Origin of the sequence: Caballeronia sp. LZ001 (genome assembly GCF_031450875.1) — a bacterium.
Lineage (GTDB): Bacteria > Pseudomonadota > Gammaproteobacteria > Burkholderiales > Burkholderiaceae > Caballeronia.
Map to the genome: position 1 here is coordinate 47,779 of NZ_JARTVX010000004.1, position 24,479 is coordinate 72,257.

The 24,479-nt window shown below is 63.0% G+C and carries 24 protein-coding genes; 11 read left to right on the plus strand and 13 right to left on the minus strand.

Going from position 1 to position 24,479, the window contains the following annotated elements:
* Positions 1 to 4: 4 nt before the first annotated feature.
* The 5 genes from P9292_RS10405 to P9292_RS10425 form a co-directional block, all read right to left on the minus strand.
* A complete protein-coding gene (locus P9292_RS10405) occupies positions 5 to 2,227 on the minus strand; it encodes a bifunctional (p)ppGpp synthetase/guanosine-3',5'-bis(diphosphate) 3'-pyrophosphohydrolase (protein ID WP_309958786.1) in 2,223 nt (740 codons plus the stop codon).
* A gap of 30 nt (positions 2,228 to 2,257) precedes the next feature.
* Positions 2,258 to 2,608 carry a RidA family protein gene (locus P9292_RS10410; RefSeq protein ID WP_244827697.1) on the minus strand — a complete coding sequence of 117 codons (351 nt, stop codon included), beginning with the start codon at positions 2,606 to 2,608 and terminating at the stop codon, positions 2,258 to 2,260.
* A 60-nt stretch (positions 2,609 to 2,668) separates the two neighbouring features.
* Positions 2,669 to 3,589: an alpha/beta hydrolase gene (locus P9292_RS10415; protein ID WP_309958787.1), complete on the minus strand. Its 921-nt coding sequence runs from the start codon at positions 3,587 to 3,589 to the stop codon at positions 2,669 to 2,671.
* 173 nt (positions 3,590 to 3,762) lie between these two features.
* Positions 3,763 to 4,404 carry a CoA transferase subunit B gene (locus tag P9292_RS10420; RefSeq protein ID WP_244827695.1) on the minus strand — a complete coding sequence of 214 codons (642 nt, stop codon included), beginning with the start codon at positions 4,402 to 4,404 and terminating at the stop codon, positions 3,763 to 3,765.
* Between the two features lie 2 nt (positions 4,405 to 4,406).
* Positions 4,407 to 5,111 carry a CoA transferase subunit A gene (locus tag P9292_RS10425; RefSeq protein ID WP_244827694.1) on the minus strand — a complete coding sequence of 235 codons (705 nt, stop codon included), beginning with the start codon at positions 5,109 to 5,111 and terminating at the stop codon, positions 4,407 to 4,409.
* Between the two features lie 194 nt (positions 5,112 to 5,305).
* Between P9292_RS10425 and P9292_RS10430 the strand changes: the two genes are divergently transcribed.
* Entirely contained in the window at positions 5,306 to 5,851 is a 546-nt protein-coding gene (locus P9292_RS10430) for a LuxR C-terminal-related transcriptional regulator (protein ID WP_250464414.1), read from the plus strand.
* A gap of 10 nt (positions 5,852 to 5,861) precedes the next feature.
* On the opposite strand, the gene P9292_RS10435 is transcribed toward P9292_RS10430, so the two are convergent.
* Complete coding sequence (locus P9292_RS10435) at positions 5,862 to 6,293, minus strand: thioesterase family protein (RefSeq protein WP_250464412.1); 432 nt, start codon at positions 6,291 to 6,293, stop codon at positions 5,862 to 5,864.
* Positions 6,294 to 6,321: 28 nt separating this feature from the next.
* Entirely contained in the window at positions 6,322 to 7,095 is a 774-nt protein-coding gene (locus tag P9292_RS10440; protein ID WP_309958788.1) for an SDR family oxidoreductase, read from the minus strand.
* A 203-nt stretch (positions 7,096 to 7,298) separates the two neighbouring features.
* On the opposite strand from P9292_RS10440, the gene P9292_RS10445 reads away from it, so the two are divergent.
* Entirely contained in the window at positions 7,299 to 8,972 is a 1,674-nt protein-coding gene (locus P9292_RS10445) for an electron transfer flavoprotein-ubiquinone oxidoreductase (RefSeq protein ID WP_250464410.1), read from the plus strand.
* Positions 8,973 to 9,108: 136 nt separating this feature from the next.
* Here the strand turns inward: P9292_RS10445 and aroC are convergent, their stop codons facing one another.
* From aroC to P9292_RS10460, 3 genes are all read right to left on the minus strand, one after another.
* Complete coding sequence (aroC, locus tag P9292_RS10450; protein WP_309958789.1) at positions 9,109 to 10,215, minus strand: chorismate synthase; 1,107 nt, start codon at positions 10,213 to 10,215, stop codon at positions 9,109 to 9,111.
* A gap of 52 nt (positions 10,216 to 10,267) precedes the next feature.
* Positions 10,268 to 12,211 (minus strand): MFS transporter, encoded by a 1,944-nt coding sequence (locus tag P9292_RS10455; RefSeq protein ID WP_309958790.1) that lies wholly within the window; start codon positions 12,209 to 12,211, stop codon positions 10,268 to 10,270.
* A 196-nt stretch (positions 12,212 to 12,407) separates the two neighbouring features.
* Complete coding sequence (locus P9292_RS10460) at positions 12,408 to 12,860, minus strand: CBS domain-containing protein (RefSeq protein WP_244827687.1); 453 nt, start codon at positions 12,858 to 12,860, stop codon at positions 12,408 to 12,410.
* A 239-nt stretch (positions 12,861 to 13,099) separates the two neighbouring features.
* Here P9292_RS10460 and P9292_RS10465 point away from each other — a divergent pair, with 239 nt between their 5' ends.
* The 3 genes from P9292_RS10465 (at position 13,100) to P9292_RS10475 (ending at position 15,921) form a co-directional block, all read left to right on the plus strand.
* On the plus strand, positions 13,100 to 14,452 hold the full coding sequence (locus P9292_RS10465) for an O-acetylhomoserine aminocarboxypropyltransferase (protein WP_309958791.1): 1,353 nt from the start codon (positions 13,100 to 13,102) through the stop codon (positions 14,450 to 14,452).
* The gene (locus P9292_RS10470) at positions 14,449 to 15,279 is read left to right on the plus strand and encodes an alpha/beta hydrolase (protein ID WP_309958792.1); all 831 of its coding nucleotides are present in this window, start codon (positions 14,449 to 14,451) and stop codon (positions 15,277 to 15,279) included. The genes P9292_RS10465 and P9292_RS10470 overlap by 4 nt, the downstream gene beginning before the upstream one ends.
* Positions 15,280 to 15,600: 321 nt before the next feature.
* On the plus strand, positions 15,601 to 15,921 hold the full coding sequence (locus P9292_RS10475) for an Mpo1-like protein (RefSeq protein WP_244827684.1): 321 nt from the start codon (positions 15,601 to 15,603) through the stop codon (positions 15,919 to 15,921).
* A gap of 9 nt (positions 15,922 to 15,930) precedes the next feature.
* Here the strand turns inward: P9292_RS10475 and P9292_RS10480 are convergent, their stop codons facing one another.
* Positions 15,931 to 17,238: a YihY family inner membrane protein gene (locus P9292_RS10480; protein WP_409015154.1), complete on the minus strand. Its 1,308-nt coding sequence runs from the start codon at positions 17,236 to 17,238 to the stop codon at positions 15,931 to 15,933.
* Positions 17,239 to 17,332: 94 nt separating this feature from the next.
* Between P9292_RS10480 and wrbA the strand changes: the two genes are divergently transcribed.
* From wrbA to P9292_RS10505, 5 genes are all read left to right on the plus strand, one after another.
* Positions 17,333 to 17,947, plus strand: a complete 615-nt coding sequence (wrbA, locus tag P9292_RS10485; protein ID WP_244827682.1) for an NAD(P)H:quinone oxidoreductase — start codon at positions 17,333 to 17,335, stop codon at positions 17,945 to 17,947.
* A gap of 27 nt (positions 17,948 to 17,974) precedes the next feature.
* A complete protein-coding gene (locus tag P9292_RS10490; protein WP_250464400.1) occupies positions 17,975 to 18,361 on the plus strand; it encodes a DUF2069 domain-containing protein in 387 nt (128 codons plus the stop codon).
* A 147-nt stretch (positions 18,362 to 18,508) separates the two neighbouring features.
* Positions 18,509 to 19,969, plus strand: coding sequence for an FAD-binding oxidoreductase (locus P9292_RS10495; protein WP_250525711.1), 1,461 nt, complete (start codon positions 18,509 to 18,511; stop codon positions 19,967 to 19,969).
* On the plus strand, positions 19,966 to 20,769 hold the full coding sequence (locus P9292_RS10500) for a metallophosphoesterase (protein ID WP_250492212.1): 804 nt from the start codon (positions 19,966 to 19,968) through the stop codon (positions 20,767 to 20,769). The genes P9292_RS10495 and P9292_RS10500 overlap by 4 nt, the downstream gene beginning before the upstream one ends.
* A 30-nt stretch (positions 20,770 to 20,799) precedes the next feature.
* Complete coding sequence (locus P9292_RS10505; protein ID WP_250525709.1) at positions 20,800 to 21,525, plus strand: SOS response-associated peptidase; 726 nt, start codon at positions 20,800 to 20,802, stop codon at positions 21,523 to 21,525.
* Positions 21,526 to 21,527: 2 nt separating this feature from the next.
* Here the strand turns inward: P9292_RS10505 and P9292_RS10510 are convergent, their stop codons facing one another.
* Positions 21,528 to 21,767 (minus strand): hypothetical protein, encoded by a 240-nt coding sequence (locus P9292_RS10510; protein ID WP_309958794.1) that lies wholly within the window; start codon positions 21,765 to 21,767, stop codon positions 21,528 to 21,530.
* A 76-nt stretch (positions 21,768 to 21,843) separates the two neighbouring features.
* Positions 21,844 to 22,782, minus strand: a complete 939-nt coding sequence (locus P9292_RS10515; protein WP_244827676.1) for a LysR family transcriptional regulator — start codon at positions 22,780 to 22,782, stop codon at positions 21,844 to 21,846.
* A gap of 166 nt (positions 22,783 to 22,948) precedes the next feature.
* On the opposite strand from P9292_RS10515, the gene P9292_RS10520 reads away from it, so the two are divergent.
* Entirely contained in the window at positions 22,949 to 24,478 is a 1,530-nt protein-coding gene (locus tag P9292_RS10520; RefSeq protein ID WP_309958795.1) for an efflux transporter outer membrane subunit, read from the plus strand.
* Position 24,479: the final 1 nt, after the last annotated feature.

A 24,479-nucleotide genomic window follows, 5' to 3' on the forward strand; every position in this document is an offset into this window, starting at 1 on the left:
GCGTTCAGGCTCGGCGCGCCGCGCGGATCACGCCCACGACTTCCCCGAGCAAGGTGCACGCACGTTGAATCTGCATCGCGTTGGACACTTCCACGGTGAACTGCATGTAGGCCACGTTGCGCCGGCTTTGCGTCTTCACGCCTATCACGTTGATCTTCTCGCGCGCGAAGACTTCAGTGATGTCGCGCAATAGTCCCTGCCGATCCGCCGACTCGACCGACAAATCCACCGGATACACCGACGACCCGCGCCCGTTCATCACCTGCGCCGCCCACGTCGTATGCAGCACGCGCTCGGGCGAACGCTGCGCCATGCGCTGGAACGTCGCGCAATCGGAACGATGAATGGACATGCCCTTGCCGCGCGTGACGAACCCCGCGATAGGATCGGGCGGCGCCGGGCGGCAGCAACGCGCGAGCTGCGTGAGCAGCGCATCGACGCCGACGACCAGCACGCCCGTCGACGCCCCGAGCGCCACGCTCTGTCCGCTGCTGCGCTTTTCGAACTGCTCGGGCGTCTCGAGTTCGGGCTCGGGGGGCGGCGTATCGCTCAAGGCCTGTTCGATATTGCGCAGGCTGAATTCGTCCTTGCCGACGACCGAGTACAGATCCTCGGGCGCCTTGAAGCCGAGCTTGCTCGCGAGCTGATCGAGATTGACCGAGGTCTTCCCTTCGCGCTGCAGCGTCTTTTCGACGATCGCGCGACCTTCCGCGATGTTCTCCGCCGCATCGATCGTGTTGAACCACGCGCGCACCTTCTGCCGCGCGCGCGGGCTGTGCAGATAGCCGAGCTGCGGATTGAGCCAGTCGCGCGACGGGCCGCCCTCCTTCACCGCGACGATCTCGACCGTCTGCCCGTTTTGCAGCGGCGTGTTGAGCGGCACCATGACGCCATCGACACGTGCGCCGCGACAGCGATGCCCAAGCTCGCTATGCAGGTGATACGCGAAGTCGACCGCTGTCGCGCCGTGCGGCAACGCGATTACGCGCGCCTGGGGCGTCAGCACATAGATGTGGTCGTCGTCGAGGGTGGCGTCGCGCAACTGCTGCCAACCGGGCTGCTCGCCTTCGACATCGTCCTTCCAGGCAAGCAACTGGCGCAGAAAGGCGATTTTCTCGTCGTACTTCTCGCTTGCCGTGACCTGGCCCGCGTAGCCGCGCGTGCCCGCTTCCTTGTAGCGCCAGTGCGCCGCCACGCCATACTCGGCGAACTGATGCATCTCGTAGGTACGGATCTGCACTTCGAATGCGCGCCCGTCGTCGCCGATCACGACCGTATGCAGCGACTTGTAGCCATTCGGCTTGGGCCGCGAGATGTAGTCGTCGAACTCGCGCGGCACCGGTTGCCACAAGTTGTGCACGATGCCGAGCACGGTATAGCAGTCCTTGATGTCCCCGACGATCACGCGAAACGCGCGCACATCGTTCAGTTCGGAGAAGTCGAGATGCTTGCCGCGCATCTTTTTCCAGATGCTGTAGATGTGCTTTGGCCGGCCGCTGACTTCGGCCTTGATCTGCGCGGTATCGAGTTCAGTTTGCAGCCGCGCGATGGCGTCCGTGACATAAGACTGGCGCTCCACGCGCTTCTCGTCGAGCAACTTCGCAATGCGCTTGTACGTGACCGGGTCCTCGAAGCGGAACGACAGGTCTTCGAGCTCCCACTTGAGTTGCCAGATGCCGAGACGGTTCGCGAGCGGCGCGTAGATTTCCATGGTCTCGCGCGGCACATCGGGCGAGGGATCGATCTTGTTGGCCGCGTGATAGCGCAAGGTTTGCAGGCGCGAGGCGAGGCGAATCAGCACCACGCGAATATCCTGCGCGAAAGCAAGCAACATCTTGCGCAATGATTCGACTTGCGCGCGCCGCGCGGCCTGTGCGTCGCGCGTGTTCTCGGGCAAGTCCGCGAGCGTGGCGCGCGAACTGACGGAGCCGAGACGCAAGAGCTTGCGCACATCGCCGACGAGCCGCTGCACTTCCGCGCCGAAGCGCTCCTCGATGACCTTTTCCGGGTCGTCCAAATGCGGCGTCAACACGAAGAGCGCCGCAGCGGCGATCGCGTGAGCGTCGACGTTGAGCGTCTGCATGATGCGCGCCGTGCCTTCCGCGTGCTCGGTGAGCAGTTCGCCCGTCGAGACGCGCGCATCCTTCGCGTGCTCGCGAATGAACGCGAGCGCATCATCGATGGATGGCTCCGGCAAGGTGTCGGCGATAACGGCGGACTCGGTCATGCGCGAATGACTGCTCTTCGGCGAACCTGCTTAGCGCTGCGCCGCCACGACGACGACTTCCACCAGGCATGCGGGGTTCGCGAGCTTCGCTTCGACGGTAGCGCGCGGCGGCGTGTTGCCCGCGGCGACCCACGAGTCCCACACGGCGTTCATCGCGGCGAAGTGCACCATGTCGGAGACGTAGATTTGCACCGACAACAGATGCGACTTGTCGCTGTTCGCTTCTTCGAGCAGACGGTCGATATGGCCGAGCACTTCGCGCGTCTGGCCGGTGATGTCCTGGTCGGTGTCCTCGGCGATCTGGCCCGCGAGATACACGGTGCCGTTGTGGATGGCGATTTCCGAAAGCCGTGCGCCGACGTGATGACGAGTAACTGCCATATGCGTTCCTGTTCGATGAAGATGCAAATTGGGATAAAGCGCCAGGCGCTCAGCCCGATATTATGCCGCGCCCGCGTCATTTCCGAGAAAGAAGGCGCGCGCGGTGGCGATCTGGTCCGCCGCGAGGAAGGCCGGCGCGTGTCCGGTATCCGCCACTTCGACGCTCGTGACCGCCTGCCCTTTCGACACCATTCGCTTGACCGTCTCGCGTGACAGCAAGTCCGAATGCTCTCCTCTCACGACGAGCACCGGCGTCTTGAACGAGGCCAGCGCATGCCACAAGTACGCTTCACCCGCCGCGTTCTGTTCGGGCGTCGACGCCTTGAAGGGCTTCGCGATGTCCGGGTCGTAGCGGAAGCGCCACGCGCCGTCCTTCTCGTGCAGAAGCGGCGTATTGATGCTTGTCCACTCCTCGTCCGTGAGATTACCGAACGAAGCCGCAAGCGCGGCGGCGTGCCGCACGCCTTCATCGAGCGAGGCGAAGCGCGTGGGCTTGCCGAGATATTCCCCGATACGCGTGAGCGCGATGGGCTCGATATGCGGTCCCACGTCGTTGATGAGCATCTTGCGAATCGGCGTATTCGGCAAGCCGCCGAGCGCCATGCCGATGAGTCCGCCCATCGAGGTGCCGAACCAGTCCACCGTTTCCACGTTCAGACGCGCGATGAGCGTCACCATGTCCGCGACGTACTGCGGCACGCCGTAATGGCGCGGGTCGGCGAGCCAGTCCGACAGACCACGCCCGACGACATCCGGACACACCACGCGATACTCGTTTGCGAGCGCCTGCGCCACCTTGTCGAAGTCGCGGCCCGAGCGCGTCAGGCCATGCACGCACATCAGCACGCGCGGATTGGCGGGATCGCCCCATTCGGTGTAGGCCATGCGATGCAGACCGGCCGGGCTCGCACACTGCACGAAACGCTGGCGCGGCACGGCGGCCGCCGGATGCGGCGCTTCGACGACGATGGATGTGCTCATGGGTATTCCTCGCAGGAAGATGTCGAATCGATTGTAAGCGCCGCGCGCGAAACCGACTGAACATCGGCCGAACGGACGACCCCTTGACCACGGTGATCAAAAACAAAGCGGGCGAAGCCTCGCAGCCCCACCCGCCTTTCCACGTCGAAAGACGCCGCTTTACTTCAACCCGATTACTTCACGCCGCTGACATCCAACGGCGCGCCGGTCTTTTGCTGAATCTCCTCGGCACTGACGCCATCGGCCAGTTCGACGAGCTTGAGACCATTCTCGGTCACGTCGATCACGCCGAGGTCCGTGATGATGCGATCCACCACGCCCACGCCCGTCAGCGGCAGCGAGCATTCCTCGAGAATCTTGTGCTGGTCGCCCTTCGCGACGTGTTCCATCAGCACGACGACCTTCTTCACGCCCGCTACGAGGTCCATCGCGCCGCCCATGCCCTTGATCATCTTGCCGGGAATCATCCAGTTGGCGAGGTCGCCCGTCTTGCTGATCTGCATGGCGCCGAGAATCGCCAGGTTGATGTGGCCGCCGCGGATCATCGCGAATGAATCCGCCGACGAAAAGATCGACGAGCCCGGCAGCGTGGTCACCGTCTGCTTGCCGGCGTTGATGAGATCGGCGTCCACTTCTTCTTCGGTCGGCGACGGGCCGATGCCGAGCAGGCCGTTCTCCGATTGCAGCCATACTTCCATGCCGTCCGGCACATGGTTGGCAACGAGCGTCGGCAAGCCGATGCCGAGGTTCACATAGAAGCCGTCCTGCAATTCCTTCGCCGCGCGCGCGGCCATCTGGTCACGAGTCCAAGCCATGGTCATTCTCCTTTCGCGCGGACGATACGTTGCTCAATGCGCTTTTCAGGGTGCGCATTCAGGACGAGCCGCTGCACGAAGATGCCCGGCGTATGGATGTGATCGGGGTCGAGCTCGCCCACTTCGACGATCTCTTCCACTTCGGCCACGGTGATCTTGCCGGCCATGGCGCACATCGGATTGAAGTTGCGCGCCGTGCGGCGATAAATGAGATTGCCCGATTTGTCGGCTTTCCATGCCTTCACGATACCGACGTCCGCTGTCAGCGAATGCTCGAGCACGTAATGGTTTTCGCCGAACTGACGCGTTTCCTTGCCGTCCGCGATCACGGTGCCGAAGCCCGTGTTCGTGAAGAACGCCGGGATGCCCGCGCCGCCCGCGCGCAGTTTTTCGGCGAGCGTGCCTTGCGGCGTGAATTCGAGTTCGAGTTCGCCGGCCAGATACTGCCGCTCGAATTCCTTGTTTTCGCCCACGTAAGACGAAATCATTTTCTTGACCTGACGTGTTTCGAGCAGGAGGCCGAGCCCGAAGCCGTCGACACCCGCGTTGTTGCTGATGCAGGTGATGTCCTTCACGCCCGAGTCGCGCAACGCCGCGATCAGCGCTTCGGGAATGCCGCACAGCCCGAAACCGCCGACGGCGAATGTCTGCCCGTCCTTGACGATGCCATCGAGCGCCGCCTTCGCGCTGGGATAGACCTTGTTCATCTGATTGTCCCTTCCATTTGTGAACCTGACTGAAAACCGGCTTTTCTTGGCCGCCGTGGCATGCAAGGCGGCGTTTAGACTTGGGCAAAGATTACGCTTAGCGATCCATCCGGCACAATACGCAAAAATACATAAGTCTTTGCCCGCGCCCTTTGGTTCCGTCCGGGAGCGAAGCACGGGCGCACCTTTTCCTCATGCCTGAACTGGACTACCAAACCGCGTTTCATCTCGCGCCCGTTGGCCTCGTGCTTTCGCGCGAGCGCATCATCGAGGACTGCAACGAGCAGGTCTGCGCCATGTTCGGCTTCGAGCGCGCGGCGCTCATTGGCGAGTCGTTTCAGGTGCTTTATCCGAGTCCGGACGAGTTTGCGCGCATCGGCGAGCGTATTGCCGCGCATATCAGCACGCAAGGCACCTACAGCGACGATCGCATCATGAAGCGCTCGGATGGGGAAATGTTCTGGTGCCACGTCACCGGCCGCGCGCTGGAACGCGACGCACCGCATGCGGCGGGCGTCTGGACTTTCGAGGATTTGAGCGCGACGCGGCGTGTGGCCATAGAACTGACGCCGCGCGAAAGGGAGATCGCCGCGCAACTCGTGACCGGCAAGACGAGCAAACAAATTGGCCGCGTGCTCGACATTAGCCCGCGCACGGTCGATATCTACCGCGCGCGGCTCATGCGCAAATACGATACGGGCAACGCGACGGAGTTGCTGCAGCGCCTGCTCGGCAACTGAGCGCGCACGCTCATAGTGCGGGCGCAGCCGTCTCGATGATCTGACGAAGCAAGTCCGGCAGCGGCACGGACTTGCCCGCCTTGTAGTCCACCCACACGATCTTGGCCGCGCCCTTTGCAAAGAGCTCACCGGGCGCGTCGTCGCGATACAGCTCGAAGTGCGTTTCCAAGCTGCTGCGTCCAGGCTTGCCGACCGACATGCGGCCGATCACGTTGCCCGGATAATGCAGTTGCTGCAGGAATTCCATCGACGCATTGACGATCACCGGCCCTTGTCCCTCGGCGTTCGATCCGACGATGCCGAGCTCTTCGAACCACGAAATTCGCACCTGCTCCATGTAGCGGAAGTAGACGGTGTTGTTGACGTGCCCGAAGGCGTCCATGTCACCCCAACGGATAGGCATGGAAAGTTCGAAGACGGTGTGAAAAGGGTTGTTGCTCATGTTTGCCTGGTCAAGATAGCGCGCGCGCTCAGAGCGAAAAACCGTCGTCCGCCGAGATGATCGCGCCGTTCATGAACTGCGATTCGTCGGCGGCGAGCAAGAGCAGAAGGCCGTCGAGGTCGCCGGGCGAACCCACGCGGCGGCGCGGCAGCATCGACACGAGCTTCTGGCCTTGCTCGGTTTTCCAGTGATGGTGATTGATTTCGGTGTCGATATAACCCGGGCAGATGGCGTTCACATTGATGCCGTGGCGGCCCCATTCGAGCGCCATGGCCTTGGTCATCTGCACGACCGACGCCTTGCTCATGGCGTAGAGGCCGATCTGCGGAAACACGCGCAGTCCCGCCACCGAAGCCACGTTGATGATGCGATACGCCGGCTTGGCCGCGCCGCTGCCGCGCATGATCATGCGCTTGGCTACTTCTTGCGCCACGAAAAACGCGCCGCGCACATTGGTGCCGAAGACGTATTCGTAGTCGGAGGGCGTGACGTCGGTCAGCTTCTGCGTGGTCGACACACCCGAATTATTCACGAGGATGTCGATGGTACCGGCTTCCGTCTCCGCATGCGCGACCGCGGACTTGATGCTCTGATAGTCGGTCACGTCCAGCGACACGACATGCGCCGCGCCACCCGATGCCTCGATTTCCGCGCGCAATTCCTTGAGACGCTCGGTGCGGCGGCTCGCCAGCACCACTTTCGCGCCGGCTTGCGACAGTACTTGCGCAAAACGCTTTCCAAGTCCACTGGACGCGCCGGTAATCAGCGCGACCTTGCCTTCCAGATTGATCGAACGGCCCATTGTGCTTCCTTCTTTTACGGTTGATTCGGCCTTACGCGGCACGCGGCATGCGCCAGTCCGCTAGTGGCATCGACACCGATTTCGCGGCGCCGTCTAGAATAGTACGATCGTACTCGATCAGACAAGGTCGGTTGCAGCCTGCCTGACGTTCGCTGACAATACGCGATCTTAAAAGGCCATTCTAACGGTACAGAGGAGCATTGATGACCCCGGCGAGCCTTATCGAGCAGTACGGTCCCCGCGAATCGATGGAATACGACGTCGTCATCGTCGGCGGCGGGCCAGCCGGTTTGTCAGCGGCTATCCGGTTAAAGCAGCTTGCGCAAGAAAAAGGCGTCGAAATCGGCGTGTGCGTGCTGGAAAAAGGTTCGGAGATCGGCGCGCACATTTTGTCGGGCGCGGTCATGGACCCGCGCGGTCTGTCCGAACTCATCCCCGACTGGAAGGAAAAAAACGCACCGCTCGACGTCGAAGTGACCGAAGACCGCTTCCTCTTTCTCACGCAGGACAGCGCGAAGCAGGTGCCGAACTGGCTGCTTCCCGACAACTTCAAGAATCACGGCAACTACGTCGTGAGTCTCGCCAACGTCACGCGCTGGTTGGGCGCGCAGGCGGAGGAACTGGGCGTCGAGATCTTCCCGGGCTTTCCGGCCGCCGAAGTGCTGTACAGCGACAGTGGCGCGGTGAAAGGCGTCGTCACCGGCAATCTGGGCATCGGCAAGGATGGCGAGCCGACCGAGAACTTCCAGCTCGGCATGGAATTGCACGCGAAGTACACGCTCTTCTGCGAAGGCGCGCGCGGGCATCTCGGCCGTCAGTTGATGGACAAGTTCAAGCTCAATCAGAATGCCGATCCGCAGGTATATGGCATCGGCATCAAGGAATTGTGGGAGATCGATCCCGTCAAGCACAAGCCGGGGCTCGTTATCCACACGGCGGGCTGGCCGCTCGATCCCGACACGTACGGCGGCTCGTTCCTTTATCACATGGACAACAATCAGGTGATGGTGGGCTTCGTGGTCGGGCTCGGCTATTCAAACCCGTACCTTTCGCCGTTCGAAGAGTTTCAGCGCTACAAGACGCATCCGGCCATTCGCCCGTTCCTCGAAGGCGGCAAGCGCATTTCCTACGGCGCGCGCGCCATTACCGCGGGCGGCCTGATGTCGTTGCCAAAGCTCGTGTTTCCGGGCGGCGCGCTGGCCGGCGACGACGCGGGCTTTTTGAACGCATCGCGCATCAAGGGCAGCCACGCGGCGATCAAGTCCGGCAAGATGGCCGCCGAAGCCGCCTTCGACGCGGTGCAGGCGGGCCGTCAGAGCGACGAGTTGAGCGCGTATCCAGAAGCCTTCGATACTTCCTGGCTCAAGACCGAACTGCATCGCGCGCGCAATTTCAAGCAGTGGATGAGCAAGGGCCTGTACCTCGGCACGTTCATGGTCGGGCTGGAACAGAAGGTCATGGGCGGCAACGTGCCGTGGACGCTGCATCATCAGCATTGGGATCACGAGATGCTGAAGCCCGCGTCGCAGAGCAAGCCGATCGTTTATCCGAAGCCGGATGGCAAGCTGACGTTCGACAGACTTTCGTCGGTGTTCATTTCGAACACGAATCACGAAGAGAATCAGCCGGCGCATCTGACGCTGAAAGACCCGAGCGTGCCGGTGAACGTGAATTTGCGGACCTATGCAGGTCCGGAAGGACGTTATTGCCCGGCAGCGGTGTACGAGTTCGTGAAGACGGACGATGGCGGCGAACGTCTGCAGATCAACGCGCAAAACTGCGTGCATTGCAAAACGTGCGATATCAAGGACCCGACGCAGAACATCGTGTGGGTGACGCCTGAAGGCGGCGGCGGGCCGAATTACCCGAATATGTAATCGGGTGAGATGGTGGGCTGCGCGTGGGCGCGGCTGTCGTACGGCGCCGGTCTTGTACCGGCGCCGTGCTTTTATCGGCGAGGATAACGCCGTCGCGGGCAAGCCTGCCGTTCAGAAAAGCGCAATCAAAGCGCGATCAACTAGCCGGCGTATGCGCCGCAATCTTCGGTGTGCCGACGACGACATCGCCGTTCTGCGCACGATGCCTCAGCGCGTGGTCCATTAGCACGAGCGCAAGCAGCGCCTCGGCGATAGGCGTCGCGCGGATACCCACGCACGGATCGTGACGGCCGAAGGTCTCGACAGTCGCGGGCGCGCCCGATTTGTCGATCGACTGACGCGCCGTGCGAATGCTCGATGTCGGCTTGATCGCAATCGACACGGTGATGTCCTGCCCGCTCGAAATGCCGCCGAGAATGCCGCCCGCATTGTTGGTCGCGAAACCTTCGGGCGTCATTTCGTCGCCATGCTGCGAACCGCGTTGCGCCACGCTCGCGAAGCCCGCGCCGATCTCGACGCCCTTCGCTGCATTCAGGCCCATCATCGCCTTGGCGATGTCGGCATCGAGTCGATCGTAAAGCGGCTCGCCCAAGCCGACCGGCACGCCGGTCGCGACCACTTCGATGCGCGCGCCGACCGAGTCGCCGTCGCGCCGCAAGTTGTCCATGTACGCTTCGAGCTGCGGCACCACGTCGGCATTCGGCGCGAAGAACGGATTCTCGCGCACATGTTCCCAACCGACGAACGGAATGGGAATCTCGCCGAGCGCGCTCATGTAGCCGCGCGTTTCCACGCCGAACTTTTCGCGCAACCATTTCTTCGCGACCGCGCCTGCCGCGACTGTCGGCGCCGTCAGACGCGCCGACGAACGGCCACCGCCGCGATAGTCGCGCACGCCGTATTTCTGCCAGTAGGTGTAATCGGCGTGACCGGGGCGGAAGGTTTCGACGATATTGCCGTAGTCCTTGCTGCGCTGATCCGTATTGCGGATAAGCAGCGCGATGGGCGTGCCGGTGGTCACGCCTTCGAACACGCCCGAGAGAATCTCTACCTGATCCGCTTCCTGGCGCTGCGTCACGTGGCGCGACGTGCCGGGACGGCGGCGGTCCAGTTCGACCTGGATATCGGCCTCGGTCAGGGCCATGCCGGGCGGGCAGCCGTCGATCACGCAGCCGATCGCCGGTCCGTGCGACTCGCCGAAGTTGGTGACGGTGAAAAGCGTGCCAAGGGTATTGCCGGACATGAGCGTCGACCTTAGAAAAGTGCCGGGGAAACCGACATTATGCCAGTGGCATCTAGCGCCGCGCCCCGCGCAACGCCGTCACGATCTGCTGCAAACGTTCCGGCGTCGCCTCTTCCGGCGCGATCGGTTCGCCTACCGCCAGCGTCAGGCGGGTCATGACGCCGCGTTGGATAGGCCGCGGCCAGCGCGCATCTTCATGACGCGAAAACACGCTGCCCCACAAGCCTCGCAGCGCGACCGGCACGACCGGCGCCGGATGCCGCCGCAGGATCTGCGAAACGCCGTGCCTGAACGGATTGATCTCGCCCGTACGCGTGAGTTTGCCTTCGGGAAAGATGCACACGAGCTCGCCCTCTTCGAGCGCTTCGGCGCATTTCTGGTATGCGCGTTCGAGCAATTCCGCGTTTTCGTGCGCGGGCGCGATCGGAATCGCCTTCACATGGCGGAACAGCCAGCCGATCACCGGCGAGCGAAAGATGCGGTGATCCATCACGAAGCGGATCGGGCGCGGACTTTCGGCCATGATGACGATGGCATCGACGAAACTGACGTGATTGCACACCAGCACCGCCGCGCCGCGCGATGGAATGCGCTCGGCATCCACGAGACGAATGCGGTAGAACGTATGCACCAGCACCCAGGCCATGAAGCGCAGCAAAAACTCCGGCACGAGCGAATAGATGTACACGGCGACAACCACGTTGAGCAGCGCGGTCGCGAGAAAGAGCCCGGGAATGCCGACGCCGAGCGCCGTGAGCCCGAGCGCCATCAACGCCGAGACGATCATGAAGAACGAGTTCAGGATATTGTTCGCGGCGATGATGCGCGCCCGATGCGTCGGCTGGCTGCGCGCCTGGATCAGCGCGTAGAGCGGCACGCTGTAGAAGCCGCCGAACATGGCAAGGAGAAAGAGGTCCGCGAGAATGCGCCAGTGCGGCAACGCGAGCAGAAACTCCGCAACGCCGAGCAGATGCCCCGCCGGCGCAATCCGATGACTGGCAAAGAACAGATCGATGGCGAACACGCTGATGCCGATGGACCCGAGCGGCACCAGTCCGATCTCGACGCGCCGCTTCGACAGCTTCTCGCACAAGAGCGAACCCGTGCCGATGCCGAGCGAAAACGTCGCGAGGAGAATGGTCACGACATCGGGGTTCGCGGAGAGCACGTCCTTCGCGAAGTTGAAGAACGACGTGAGAAAAGTCGCGCCGACGAACCACAGCCATGAAATGCCGAGCAGGCTCAAGAACACGGTACGGTCGGCTTTCGCGAGCTTGAGATTGCGCCACGTCTCCGAGACCGGATTCCAGTTGATGCGCAAATCCGGCTGCGACGCCTTGGACTTCGGAATGAAGCTCGATACGACGCGCCCGATGATCGCGAACGCGAGACACGCCGCCGCGAGCACCATCGCCCCGTGTTCGACCGCACCCGCCGCCGCCCCGCCGACGATCGTGCCGATGAGAATCGCGACGAATGTGCCCATTTCCACGAGCCCGTTGCCGCCGACGAGTTCGGAAGCCTCCAGATGCTGCGGCAGATACGCATACTTCACCGGCCCGAACACCGTGGAGTGCACGCCCATCAGAAATGTGCAGACGTATAAAAGCGGCGCGCTGTGGAGCACGAAGCCCGCGCCGCCGATCAACATGACGAGAATCTCGAAGCTCTTGACCAGGCGCGCGAGCGTGGCCTTGTCGTATTTGTCGGCGATCTGGCCTGAGGTCGCGGAGAACAGCACGAACGGCACGATGAAGATGGCCGAAATGAGGAACGCGGCCGTGCCCGGATCGACGCCGGAAAAGCGCGCCGCCTGAAACGTGACGAGCGACGTGAAGCCGACCTTGAAGACGTTGTCGTTCATCGCGCCTAGAAATTGCGTCCAGAAGAACGGCGCGAAACGGCGTTCGCGCAAAAGACCGAACTGGCCTTTCTCTTCGTGGCGTGCGGCGCGGGATGCGCGCGACGAGGCACGCGACGGATTTTCACTACTCATGGCTATCTACAAAAATTGATCCGGAGTTGACCGCGAACCGGGCTTGAATGGCGCCGCGCGATCGAATGCGGATGTCACGGGAAAAGAAGCTCGAAGCCTGCAAAGGCGTTCGAGCCGGACGAAAAAAAGCGCGCCACCGGGGCGCGCTTCCATGGGGTGTCACGCGAAGCGTCGAAACGTTGGATCGGGCAGGTGCTCAGCGCGCTTCTTCCTGTTGCTCAGGCCAGTCGCGTATATACGCTTTCAGCATGCGATTCTCGAAGCCTTGTTCCTCGACGACCGCGCGCGCGACATCATAAAACGAGATCACGCCCATCAGCGCGCGATTCTCCATGACCGGCAAGTAACGCACGTGATGCTCGAGCATCATGCGCCGCACTTCGTTGACGTCCGTTTCGGGCGTGCAGGTGAGCGGATGGTCGTCCATGATCTTGCGGATGCTCGTTGTGCCGACGCTGCCGCCGTTGTCGCGCAAGGTGACGATGATTTCGCGGAAGGTAAGCATGCCGGCCAGATCGCCATATTCCATGACGACGAGCGAGCCGATGTCATGCGCCGCCATGGCGTCGATTGCTTCGGCGAGCGGCGTGTCGGGCGTGACCGTGAATAGCGCGTTGCCCTTTACTTTCAGAATGTCGCTGACTCGCATGACTGTCTCCTCGCGAAATGCCTGTTCAATTGCCGAACGTTCTTGAAACCATGTTTCGATGCTATCGGAAAGGCCCGCAAAAAGAAAGCAAAGCAGCCTTGTCTGGCCATTCGGATAAGGCTTTGCGGGCCGATCTCCCATTCGATGCGCGCGTGTTCGCCCTAAGTTTTCCCGCGCGAGGCGGATGTTACGATGATCGACCGCTATTTTCCTGACCTGCTCCACACAGGCCGCCAACCATGCCCGCCAACCGCTTCGACACGCTCGCGCTGCACGCGGGCGCCGCGCCCGACCCCGTGACCGGGGCGCGCGCCACGCCGATCTACCAGACCACGTCGTTCACTTTCCGCGATACCGATCACGCCGCCGCGCTCTTCAACATGGAGCGCTCGGGGCATGTCTATTCCCGCATCTCGAACCCGACGGTGGCGGTTTTCGAGGAACGCGTGGCGGCGCTGGAAGGCGGCGCGGGTGCAATCGGCACGGCGAGCGGCCAGGCGGCGCTGCATCTGGCCATCGCCACACTGATGGGCGCGGGCTCGCACGTCGTGGCATCGAGCGCGCTGTATGGTGGCTCGCACAATCTGCTGCACTACACGCTGCGGCGCTTCGGGATAGAGACCACCTTCGTCGCGCCGCACGATCTCGATGCGTGGCGTCAAGCGGCGCGTCCGGAAACGCGCCTCTTCTTCGGCGAAACGCTCGGCAATCCGGGACTCGACGTGCTCGATATCGCGGGCGTCGCGGAGATCGCGCATGAGCACGGCGCGCCGCTGCTCGTGGATTCCACCTTCACCACGCCTTACCTGCTGCGACCGCTCGAACACGGCGCCGACCTGGTCTACCACTCCGCGACCAAATTTTTGGGCGGTCATGGTACGACCATCGGCGGCGTGCTGGTGGATGGCGGCACGTTCGACTTCGCGGCGAGCGGACGCTTTCCCGAATTCACCCAGCCTTACGACGGCTTTCATGGCATGGTCTTCGCCGAGGAAAGCACGGTTGCGCCGTTCCTGTTGCGCGCGCGGCGCGAAGGGCTGCGCGACTTCGGCGCGTGTCTGCATCCGCAGGCTGCGTGGCAGTTGCTTCAAGGCATCGAAACCTTGCCGTTACGCATGGATAGGCACGTTGCTAATACGCGCAAGGTGATCGAATTCCTGCTGAGTTCGCCGGCAGTCGAAGGCGTGGCTTATCCCGAACTGCCGACGCATCGCGACCATGCGCTCGCCAAGAGGCTTCTGCCGCGCGGTGCGGGCGCGGTGTTCAGCTTCGATCTGCGTGGCGGCGTGCCGGCGGCGCGCAAGTTCATCGAGTCGCTGACGCTGTTTTCGCATCTCGCCAATGTCGGCGATGCGCGCTCGCTCGTCATCCATCCCGCCTCGACCACGCACTTTCGCATGGACGCGGCGGCGCTCGCCGCGGCGGGCATCAGTCCGGGACGTATTCGTTTGTCTATCGGACTGGAAGATGCGGACGATCTCATCGACGATCTCAAACGCGGGCTCAAGGCAGCGCAAAAGGCGGCCGAAAGCGCAGAGAGCGACAAAAGCAGCGAAGGCTCGCGCGCCGCGCCGCTTGGGAGCCGCGCATGATGTTCGATATCGCCGGGCGCCCGGCCTATGCCTACACCGGCGGCAAACCGTTCGATGCCGCCAGGCCAACGATCGTCTTCCTGCACGGCGCGCAGCACGATCACAGCGTTTGGGGCTTGCAGACGCGTTACTTCGCGCATCACGGTTTCGGCGTGCTCGCGCCCGACCTGCCCGCGCATGGCCGTAGCGCCGGGCCCGCGTTGAGCACCATCGCCGCGCTCGCCGACTGGACGATTCACCTTCTCGATGCAGCCCATACGGACAAGGCCATTTTCGTCGGGCACAGCATGGGTTCGCTGATCGCGCTCGATGCCGCCGCGCGCCATCCGGCCCGCGCGCATGGACTGGCGCTCGTCAGCACGGCCGCACCGATGGCCGTCTCCGACATGCTTCTCGATGCCGCGCGCGAACACGAGCCGGAAGCGATCGATATGGTCAACCAATGGTCGCATTCGACCATCGCCGCGAAACCGTCGGCTCCGGCGCCCGGATTCTGGTTGCGAGGCGTCAATCAGCGCCTGATGGAACGCGTCAGCGCTCAAGGCGAGGCGCAGCTTTTTCACACCGATTTCAGCGCGTGCAACGGTTACGCGGATGCGCTCGAACGCGCTGCAACGGTGCAGTGTCCGGTACTCGTACTGAGCGGCAAGCGCGATGTGATGACGCCGCCGCGCGCCTCCCGCCCGCTCGTCGAGGCGATGAAGCGTGCGGGCGCAACGGTGAGCGCGGTCGAATTGGACGGCGGTCATGCGCTGATGGCCGAGCAACCGGATGCCGTGCTGGACACGTTGTTTGCGTTCGCGCTGAAGTGTGTGGGGGAACGGTAAGCGCTTTCGAACCGATTGACGATTCTGCGCTGTTGGCCGAGGAACCGGACGCGTCGTTCGTCTTGGCGCCGAAGGGTGTGGGGAAGCGGTAGGTGCATTAGGTCCGAGTGACGATTTTGCGCACATAGCCGGGTAACCGGACGCGTCGTTTGTCTTGGCACCGAAGTGCATGGAAAAACCGGTGAGCGCGTGGTTTGCAAGAAGTTAAAGCCTCGCGCGTCAAAGCCTTGCATCGCTTGCACCACTACGCGCGCCGTCGCAGAATGAATCTTGCTGGCGCTTTCGTCAGGTGGAAGGCACCGCATCGACCGGGAGGCGATCATGGCGCAGACGACACACGGAGAACACTTCGCGAACTTCGCCGAGTTCTATCCGTACTATCTGGACGAGCATCGCAATCTGACATCGCGCAGGCTGCACTTTTTAGGCTCACTCGGCGTGATTGGCTGCATTGCCATGGCCATCGCCACCGGCGACTGGCTCTGGCTGCCGGCCGCCGTGATCTGCGGCTACGGCTTTGCGTGGATCGGCCACTTCTTTTTCGAAAAGAACCGCCCTGCCACCTTTCGCCATCCGGTCTATAGCCTGATGGGCGACTGGGTGATGTTCAAGGACATCTGCATCGGCAGGATCTCGCTTTGAACCGCGCACTCAGGCCGGTTGCTGCGGCATGGAAGAACGCGGTGTTTCGAGCAGGCGCGGGTTTGTGAGCGCCGCCGCGCGCGCCGCGACGAGTGAATTGAGCGTGGCTTCGAGCCTGTCGTTTTCGAGCGCTTCCATCAGCGCCGTGCGATCGAGATGCGTGGCATCGAGACGCAATTGATAATCCAGTTCCTCCCGGTCGATCACGAACTGGTCGAACAGCAAGGTCATGGTGATGTGCGCCGGGTTGGCGATCAACACGAAACGCGGCATCTTCGAGTCTTCGAGCCGGCCGATCCAGCCGAGCGCATCGAGCCGCGTGATCAGGCGCGTGGAGGTATCCAGATCGCAACGCGCCATCTTGGCGAGTTCCATCGCCGTGTAGCCAGGCTTGCCTTCGTCGCGCAATTCGACGAGTCGCGCGAGTATTTCGAGCGCGTAAAGCAAGTCACTGCCCGGAAACTCGCGCCGATGATATTGCCCGATGCGAATGGCCGGCAACGCGGACGTCACCATTGCACCGACGAGCGCGATCATCCAGCAGAGATAAACCCACAGTAGAAACACCGGCAGCGCGGCGAACGCGCCATACACGGCGGTGTAAGTGGGAATGCGCCGCACGTAGTAGCCGAAGCCGCGCTTGCCCAGTTCGAACGCCACCGCTGCAATCAGCCCGCCGATGACGGCATCGCGCCATTCGACCTTGCAGTTCGGCATGAACACGTAAATGATGGTGAAGGCAAACACCGTGAGCGGCAACGAAACGCCCGTGAGCGCCCATTCGACGATAGGCGGCATGAGATTGTGCGACCCCGCGAACGCGATCGAATGCGCGAACACGTAGGACGAGATGGACAGACTGCAGCCGAAGAGAATAGGCCCGAGTGTGATGATGGCCCAATAGACCATGACGCGTTGCGCGAACGGGCGCGCCTTCTTCACGCGCCAGATGACGTTGAGCGCCGATTCGATGGTCATCATGGTCATCACCGAGGTGACGAACAGGATAATGAGGCCGACCGTGGTCAGGCCCTTCGCTTTCGCGGCAAACTGGTTCAGATAGTTGAAGATCTGCGTGTTGATCTGCGTCGGCATTAAATGCGCCGCAAGGAAGTCCTGCAACGACGACTGGAACGAACCGAAAATGGGAAACGCGGTGAAGAGCGCGAACGCGACGGTTGCGAGCGGCACGACGGACAGTACGCTCGTGAACGTGAGACTGCCCGCCACCTGCGCGACGCGATCCTCGCCAAGACGCCGCGCGACGAAACCGGCGAGACGCTTGACTGCCGCGAGATCGATGAAAACGTGCCGCAAACGCATTCTCCCAAGCGAGGCCGCGTGAGGCTATTGCCCTGCGCGCCCCTAAAAACAGGCTAATCCCTATAATAGCCGTTCACTAAAAAGCCTTATGAACGACATCCTCGTGCTCTACTACAGCCGCCACGGCGCGACCCGCGAGCTTGCGCTCGCCATCGCCCAGGGCGTCGACAGCGTTCCTGGCATGGCCGCGCGGGTGCGCACGGTGCCGCCGGTTTCCACCGTCTGCGAAGCCACGCAGCCCGACATTCCCGCCGACGGCCCGCCTTACGCCGAGCTGCGCGATCTGGAGGAATGCGCGGGTCTTGCGCTCGGTTCGCCCACGCGCTTCGGCAACATGGCCGCACCGCTAAAATATTTCCTCGACGGCACCACGCCGCAGTGGCTGTCCGGCGCGCTCGCGGGCAAGCCGGCGAGTGTCTTCACCTCCACCGGCAGCCTGCACGGCGGCCAGGAAACCACGCTGCTCTCGATGATGCTGCCGCTCCTGCATCACGGCATGCTGATCGTCGGCATTCCTTACACCGAGTCGCGCCTGACTACCACGCAAAGCGGCGGTACGCCTTACGGCGCATCGCATCATGCGCGCACGGGCGACGCCAGCCAGCACGGCATCACCGCCGACGAGAAAGCGCTCGCCGTCGCGCTCGGCGCAAGGCTCGCGCGCACCGCGCTCGACCTCGTGCGTGGCGCGAAGGCCGCTTAAGTCCGTTTGAACCCGCTTAAGCCCGCCATGACCGCACCTTCGCTGACCGAGCCGCGAACGAACGCGCCGCTTGCCATCGGTGCGCTGACGAGTCTTGCCGCGCTCATCGTGCTCTCGCTTCTCTGGGAGCTGTGGCTCGCGCCGCTGCGTCCCGGCGCATGGGCACTCGCGTTGAAAGCACTGCCACTTGCATGCGCGCTGCCCGGTGTCATCAAGCGCAACGTCTATACCTTGCAATGGGCTTCGATGCTCGTTTTGCTCTACTTCGCCGAAGGCATCGTGCGCGGCATGACCGATACCGGCCTCTCCGCGCGCCTCGCCTGGCTCGAAACTTTGCTTGCGTTCGCATTCTTCGTCTGCGCGCTCGGCTTCGTCGCCCCCTTCAAACGTGCGGCGCGTGCAAGAAAACGCTGAATCGTTCGCTTTTTTCCATACGGACGTGATGCTTTTTAGCACGGATCGAAACGCTGCGCGCGGCCTATGCCATTCGGCCGAGGCGCAAGCCGCGCCCCGCTGCGCGATACTGTCGACTACGCTACACGGTCCAATCTGCCCTCATCCATGACTGCCTCTCACGCCCCGTTCATCGCCGCCTGCACCGAACTGCTCGGCGCGTCCCACGTTCTTACGCACGATCACGACACCGAGCCGTTTCTCGTCGACTGGCGCAAGCGCTATCGCGGCAATGCGTGCGCCGTGCTGCTTCCCGCCGACACCGCGGAAGTCGCCGCCGTCGTCGGACTCGCGCATGAACACGGCGTGGCCATCGTGCCGCAAGGCGGCAACACGGGACTCGCGGGCGGCGCAACCCCCGACGAGAGCGGCGCGCAAGCGGTATTGAGCCTGCGCCGCCTGAACCGCATTCGCGGTATCGATCCGCATAACAACACCATTACCGTCGAAGCAGGCGTCGTGCTCGCCGAAGTCCAGGCGCGCGCCGAAAGCGCACAACGTCTCTTCGCGCTGAGTCTCGCGGCCGAAGGCAGTTGCACGATCGGCGGCAACCTCTCGACCAACGCGGGCGGCACGGGCGTTCTGCGTTACGGCAACACGCGCGAGTTGTGCCTGGGCCTCGAAGTCGTGACGCCGCAAGGCGATATCTGGGACGGCCTGCGCGGCTTGCGCAAGGACAACACCGGTTACGATCTGCGCGATCTGTACATCGGCGCGGAAGGCACGCTCGGGATCATCACGGCGGCGGTGATGAAACTGCATCCCGCGCCGGTCGCGCGCGTGACGGCGCTCGCGGGTCTTGCCTCGCCGCACGCCGCGCTCGATTTCCTGGCAATGGCGCAACGTCACGCAGGTGCGCTCCTGACCGGCTTCGAGCTCATGTCCGACTTCTCGATGCGCCTCGTCGGCCGGCATTTTCCGCAACTGCGTTATCCGTTCGGCGAACCGCACGCGCAAACCGTGCTGCTCGAACTCTCCGACAGCGAAAGCGACGAACACGCCCGCGCGCTGTTCGAAAGGCTAATGGAACAGGCTATGGAAGAAGGTATCGTCGAAGATGCCGTGGTCGCGGAAAGCCTCGCGCAGTCGCAGGCATTCTGGGATTTGCGCGAGCATATCCCGCTCGCGCAGGCGGAGGAAGGGCTGAACATCAAACATGACATTGCGGTGCCGATCTCGAGCATCGGCCGCTTTATCGAGGAAACCGACGCGATCATCGCTCGAGCCACGCCCGGCGCGCGCATGGTGACCTTTGGACATCTGGGCGACGGCAATCTGCATTACAACGTGCAGGCGCCCGAAGGCGTCGATCAGAAGCAATTTCTCGAAGCGTTCCAGACGCCGATCAACGCACTCGTCTACGACCAGGTGCATGCGCATCGCGGCAGTATCAGCGCGGAGCACGGTCTCGGGCAACTGAAGGTGGACGAAGCGATGCACTATAAATCGGCCGTCGAGGTGCGCCTCATGCAAAGCATCAAGGCCGCGCTCGATCCCGAGAATCGCATGAATCCGGGCAAGGTCGTGCGCTGGGCGCAAGCCGGGACAAGGAAGGAGAACATCGCATGAAGATACGCGTGCTGTCGGACCTGCACCTGGAAAACGACGAGCCGCTCGCGATTCCTTATGCCGAAGCCGATCTCGTCGTGCTGGCGGGCGATATCCACAATCACGCGGAAGGCGTGCGTTGGGCGGTGGAGAATTTCGGTTCGGATGTGCCTATCGTCTATGTGCCGGGCAATCACGAGTACTACGACGCCGAATTCGGCGCGATGGAAGCCGCCATGCTCGACGCGGCGCAAAGCGTGGACAACGTGCATTACCTGAACAACGCGGCGCTCGTCGACCGGCGCGGCGCGTGGCGCGTTCTCGGCACGACGCTCTGGACCGACTTCGCGCTGTTCGGGTCGAGCGACGAAGAAATCGGCCGCGCGCAGGAAGCGTGCATCAAGGTCATGCTGGATTATCGAGGGCTGATCCAGCTCGCGTGGCCGGAGCAAGACGGCGAACCCCGCGCGTTCGCGCCGGAAGATTCCCTCGCGCTGCACGAGCAAGCGCGCGCGTGGCTCGAAAACGAATTGGCCAGACCGTTCGCGGGCCAGACGATCGTCGTCACGCATCACGCGCCGTTGCGCGAAAGTCTGTCCGAGCGGTATGCGACGGATATCGTGTCGGCGGGCTTCGTCAATCATCTGCCGACGCTCGCCCGCACGCCCGCCGCGCTTTGGATTCACGGCCACACGCATACGTCGTTCGACTACACGGCGAATGGGACGCGCGTGGTCTGCAATCCGCGCGGCTACTTCGACCGTCGCTCCGGGCGCTGGGAAAACGAACAGTTCGCCTGGGACAAGGTCGTCGAAATCTGACGGAGCAACGCGAATAACGGGAGCCAAGCCATGTGCGGCCGAATCAGCCAGTACCGACTGCCGATGCATTACGCGCAACGTCTGCATCTGAAGAACCCGTTCGTACTCGTCGATGCCGCCGACCGGCGACCCGGCTACAACTTGTCGCCGGGCACGCATCCGCTCGCCGTCTATCCCGACGAATCGATTCGCGCCGTGCATTGGGGATATTGCCCGCCGTGGGCGATACAAAAGAAGTTGCCGCAGACCATCAATGCGCGCGTCGAGACGGCGTCGACCAGTGCCTATTTTCGCAATCTGTGGAAAAAAGCGCGCATTCTCGTGCCGGCGGATGGCTGGTTCGAATGGCGAATCGAGCCGCGTCCGGGCGAATTGGCGACCAAACCCGCCGCCGCGAAGCCCCTCAAGCAACCGTATTACATTCGACGCGCCGACGGCGAGCCCATGTTCCTTGCCGCGCTCACGAGCATCACGCGCGAGGAGGACGCCGCGCAGCCCGGCGCGGGCTTCGTGATCGTCACGGCAGCAGCCGACGAAGGCCTCGTGGACGTCCACGACCGCCGCCCGCTGGTTTTCTCCGCAGCCACGGCGCGGCGCTGGCTGGACCCGGACGCATCAGCGGAGGATTTGGCGCGGCTCGTGAAGTCCGACGGCGTGCCGGCTTCGCACTTCGTCTGGCACCGCGTTTCAACCGATGTGAACCGCGCCACCACGGACGAAGCGCGGCTCATCGAGCCGCTGGAAGCGCTTTTTTAGATTCAGCGGGTGCGCCGGTCGCGGTTGCTTTCGACGCGAATCGGGATCAGGCGCTTTCTTGCCTCTTCTTCCGACTGGGCACGCATGGCATTGAAAAGCTCGCGCGACGCCGGAACGGCGATCAACGACACAAGCGCGGCAAGAGCGAACATAAGTGGCGTGCTCATCAGACGAGTCCCCAAAATTAAATGCAGTGAACGTAGACAGACAGTAGCAAATGCGGGTGAATCAGGAGTAAGCAAGTGTTGCGCCGCAGCTTATTTCGTAACCGGACTTCGGTCAGCGCGCCGGAGCCGACAGCACTGACGGCAAGCATATTCAGCCTACTACGAACTCCTTGAGCGACTCGGAATCGGCGGCGAGCGTGTCGGGCAACGCCTCGCGCAGAAACTCCACCCACGTGCGGATCTTGGCGTCCAGATACTGGCGCGACGGGTACAGCGCGTAGACCGTCAGTTCCTGCATCGTGTATTGCGGCAGCACACGCACCAAAGTGCCCGCGCGCAAGGCGGGCAGCGCGGAGGACGTCGGCAATACGCCGATGCCCATGTTTTCCCGGATCGCCGTCACCATGGCGTCGGCCACGTTCACCGTGAAGGGCGAAGCGCCGAGACTGACCGTTTCCTGCCCGTTCGGACCGTCGAAGACCCAGCGGTCGGGCGGAAACACGGGCGTCATCAATTGCAGACAGGTGTGGCGCACCAGGTCGGACAACACATGCGGCGTGCCGTGCTTCTCGATATACGCCGGTGACGCACATGCAATGCTGAACACCGTGCCGAGCCGCGCCGACACCAATGCGGAATCCGGCAACTCAGAAGCCAGCACCACCGACACGTCGTAACCCTCGTCCAGTAGATCCGGCACGCGTTGCGCCAAAGTCAGCTCGACCTGCACGGACGGATGACGCTGCTGATAGCGCGAAATCATCGGCACGACATAGTGCACGCCGAAGCTCGTCATCGAATGCACCTTGAGTTTGCCGGCCGGACGCGCGTGGGCGTCGCTGGCTTCGGCTTCGGCCTGATCGACGTAAGCGAGAATTTGCTCGCAGCGTTGCAAATAGCGCTCGCCCGCCTCGGTTAGCGCGATTCGGCGCGTCGTGCGATTGAGCAACCGCGTGCGCAGATGCGCTTCGAGGTCGGACACGGCGCGCGACGCGTAGGCGGTGGTCGTATTGAGATGCTGCGCGGCGGCGGTGAAACTGCCCGCCTCGACGACGCGCGCGAACACGCGCATGTTTTGGAGCGTATCCATGACGCTTTCCCGTTTTTCGGCGTTTATGTAGACCGAATTGTTACACGACCAGTAAAAGCGATTATCGCAATCTCAGTAAGAATGCTTTACATCGTTACTGGTTATTCGACAATCCCTGCAAAAATATAATTCACTCTCAAATTCTATTCAATTTTGGGAGGGAATCGTGCGGAGCCGGTCGTTCAGTTACGCCGCTTATGCCGCGGTTCTTACGGCATTTTTAACAATCGCCGGATGCGCAAGTACGGGCAAGGTCGCGCCGCAGGATCCGCTGAAAGACGCGGCAACGCTCGATGTCGGCAACGCCATTCGCGCCGCCAATGCGGACGCCGCGTGGCCCGACCAGGAATGGTGGCGCGCGTATCGCGATCCGCAGCTCGATGCCTGGATTACACGCGCAACCGGCGGCAACCCGACACTGGCGATGGCCGCCGCACGCGTTCGCGAGGCGCGCGAGGAAGCCGGCGTGGCGCGCTCGGCGCTTTTGCCGCACGTCGATGGCGCGATGAGCCTGCAGCGCAAGCACTGGCCGGAGAACGACTTCTACGGCCCCGGCTACTACGGCGGCACGACTACGTGGGACGACACCGCCGGCCTTTCGCTCTCCTATGACCTCGATCTCTGGGGCCGCGACGATAACGCCGCCGAACGCGCGCTCGATGTCGCCCACGTGCGCGCGGCCGATGCCCGCGCCGCCCAGCTCGAACTCGAAACCAACGTGGTGCGCGCCTACATCGGCTTTTCGCAGGCGTTCGCGCTGCTCGATATCGCTCAACAGACGCTCGCGCAGCAGCAGCGCATCGCGGATCTCGCAGAGCGGCGTTTAAAAGGCGGCATCGGCACACAGCTCGAAGTGAGTCAGGCCGAAACGCCGTTGCCCGAGTACGAGCGTCAGGTCGATATCTATCAGGAAGAGATTGAGCTCGCGCGCCATCAGCTCGCCGCGCTTGCAGGCGAAGGTCCCGGCGCGGGCGATGCGCTCACGCGTCCCACGCTCGCGCTCGCGACGCCGCTGCCCTTGCCCTCGTCGCTGCCCGCCGAACTCGTGGGTCATCGGCCCGACATCGTCGCGGCGCGCTGGATGGTGGCGGCGCAAGCGCGCGGTATCGATGTCGCGAAGGCCGAGTTCTATCCGAACATCAATCTCGCGGCGTCGCTCACGCAGACTTTCGCGGGCGGCGCGCTGCTCAGCTTCCTCACGAGCAAGGCGACGGGTTATACATTCGGCCCGGCGCTGTCGTTGCCTATCTTCGAAGGCGGACGGCTGCGCTCGCAACTCGGCGCGGTGTCGGCGCAATACGACGTAGCCGTCGATCACTACAACGCGACGCTCGTCGCCGCGCTCAAGGACATCGCCGATCAGGTCGTGCGCGTGCGTTCGCTCGACACGCAGCTGGAAGCGTCGGGGCGCTCGGTCGCCGCCGCACGCAAGAACTACGACCTCGCCAACGCCGGTTATAAGCGCGGCCTGACCGATTACGTCAACGTGCTGATCGCGCAAGCGCAATTGCTGCGCGCGCAGGACGGCGAAGCACGCGTGCGGGCGCAACGGCTCGCAGCCTATGCAACGCTCACCTCCGCGCTCGGCGGCGGCATCGACGATCCCTCGAATGGTCCGCAAGAAACGGCGCTCGCGCCCGCGAAGCATATCGGCCCGTTCGGTTCGTCGCTCGGCGCGTCGTCCTCGGTGAAGTGAG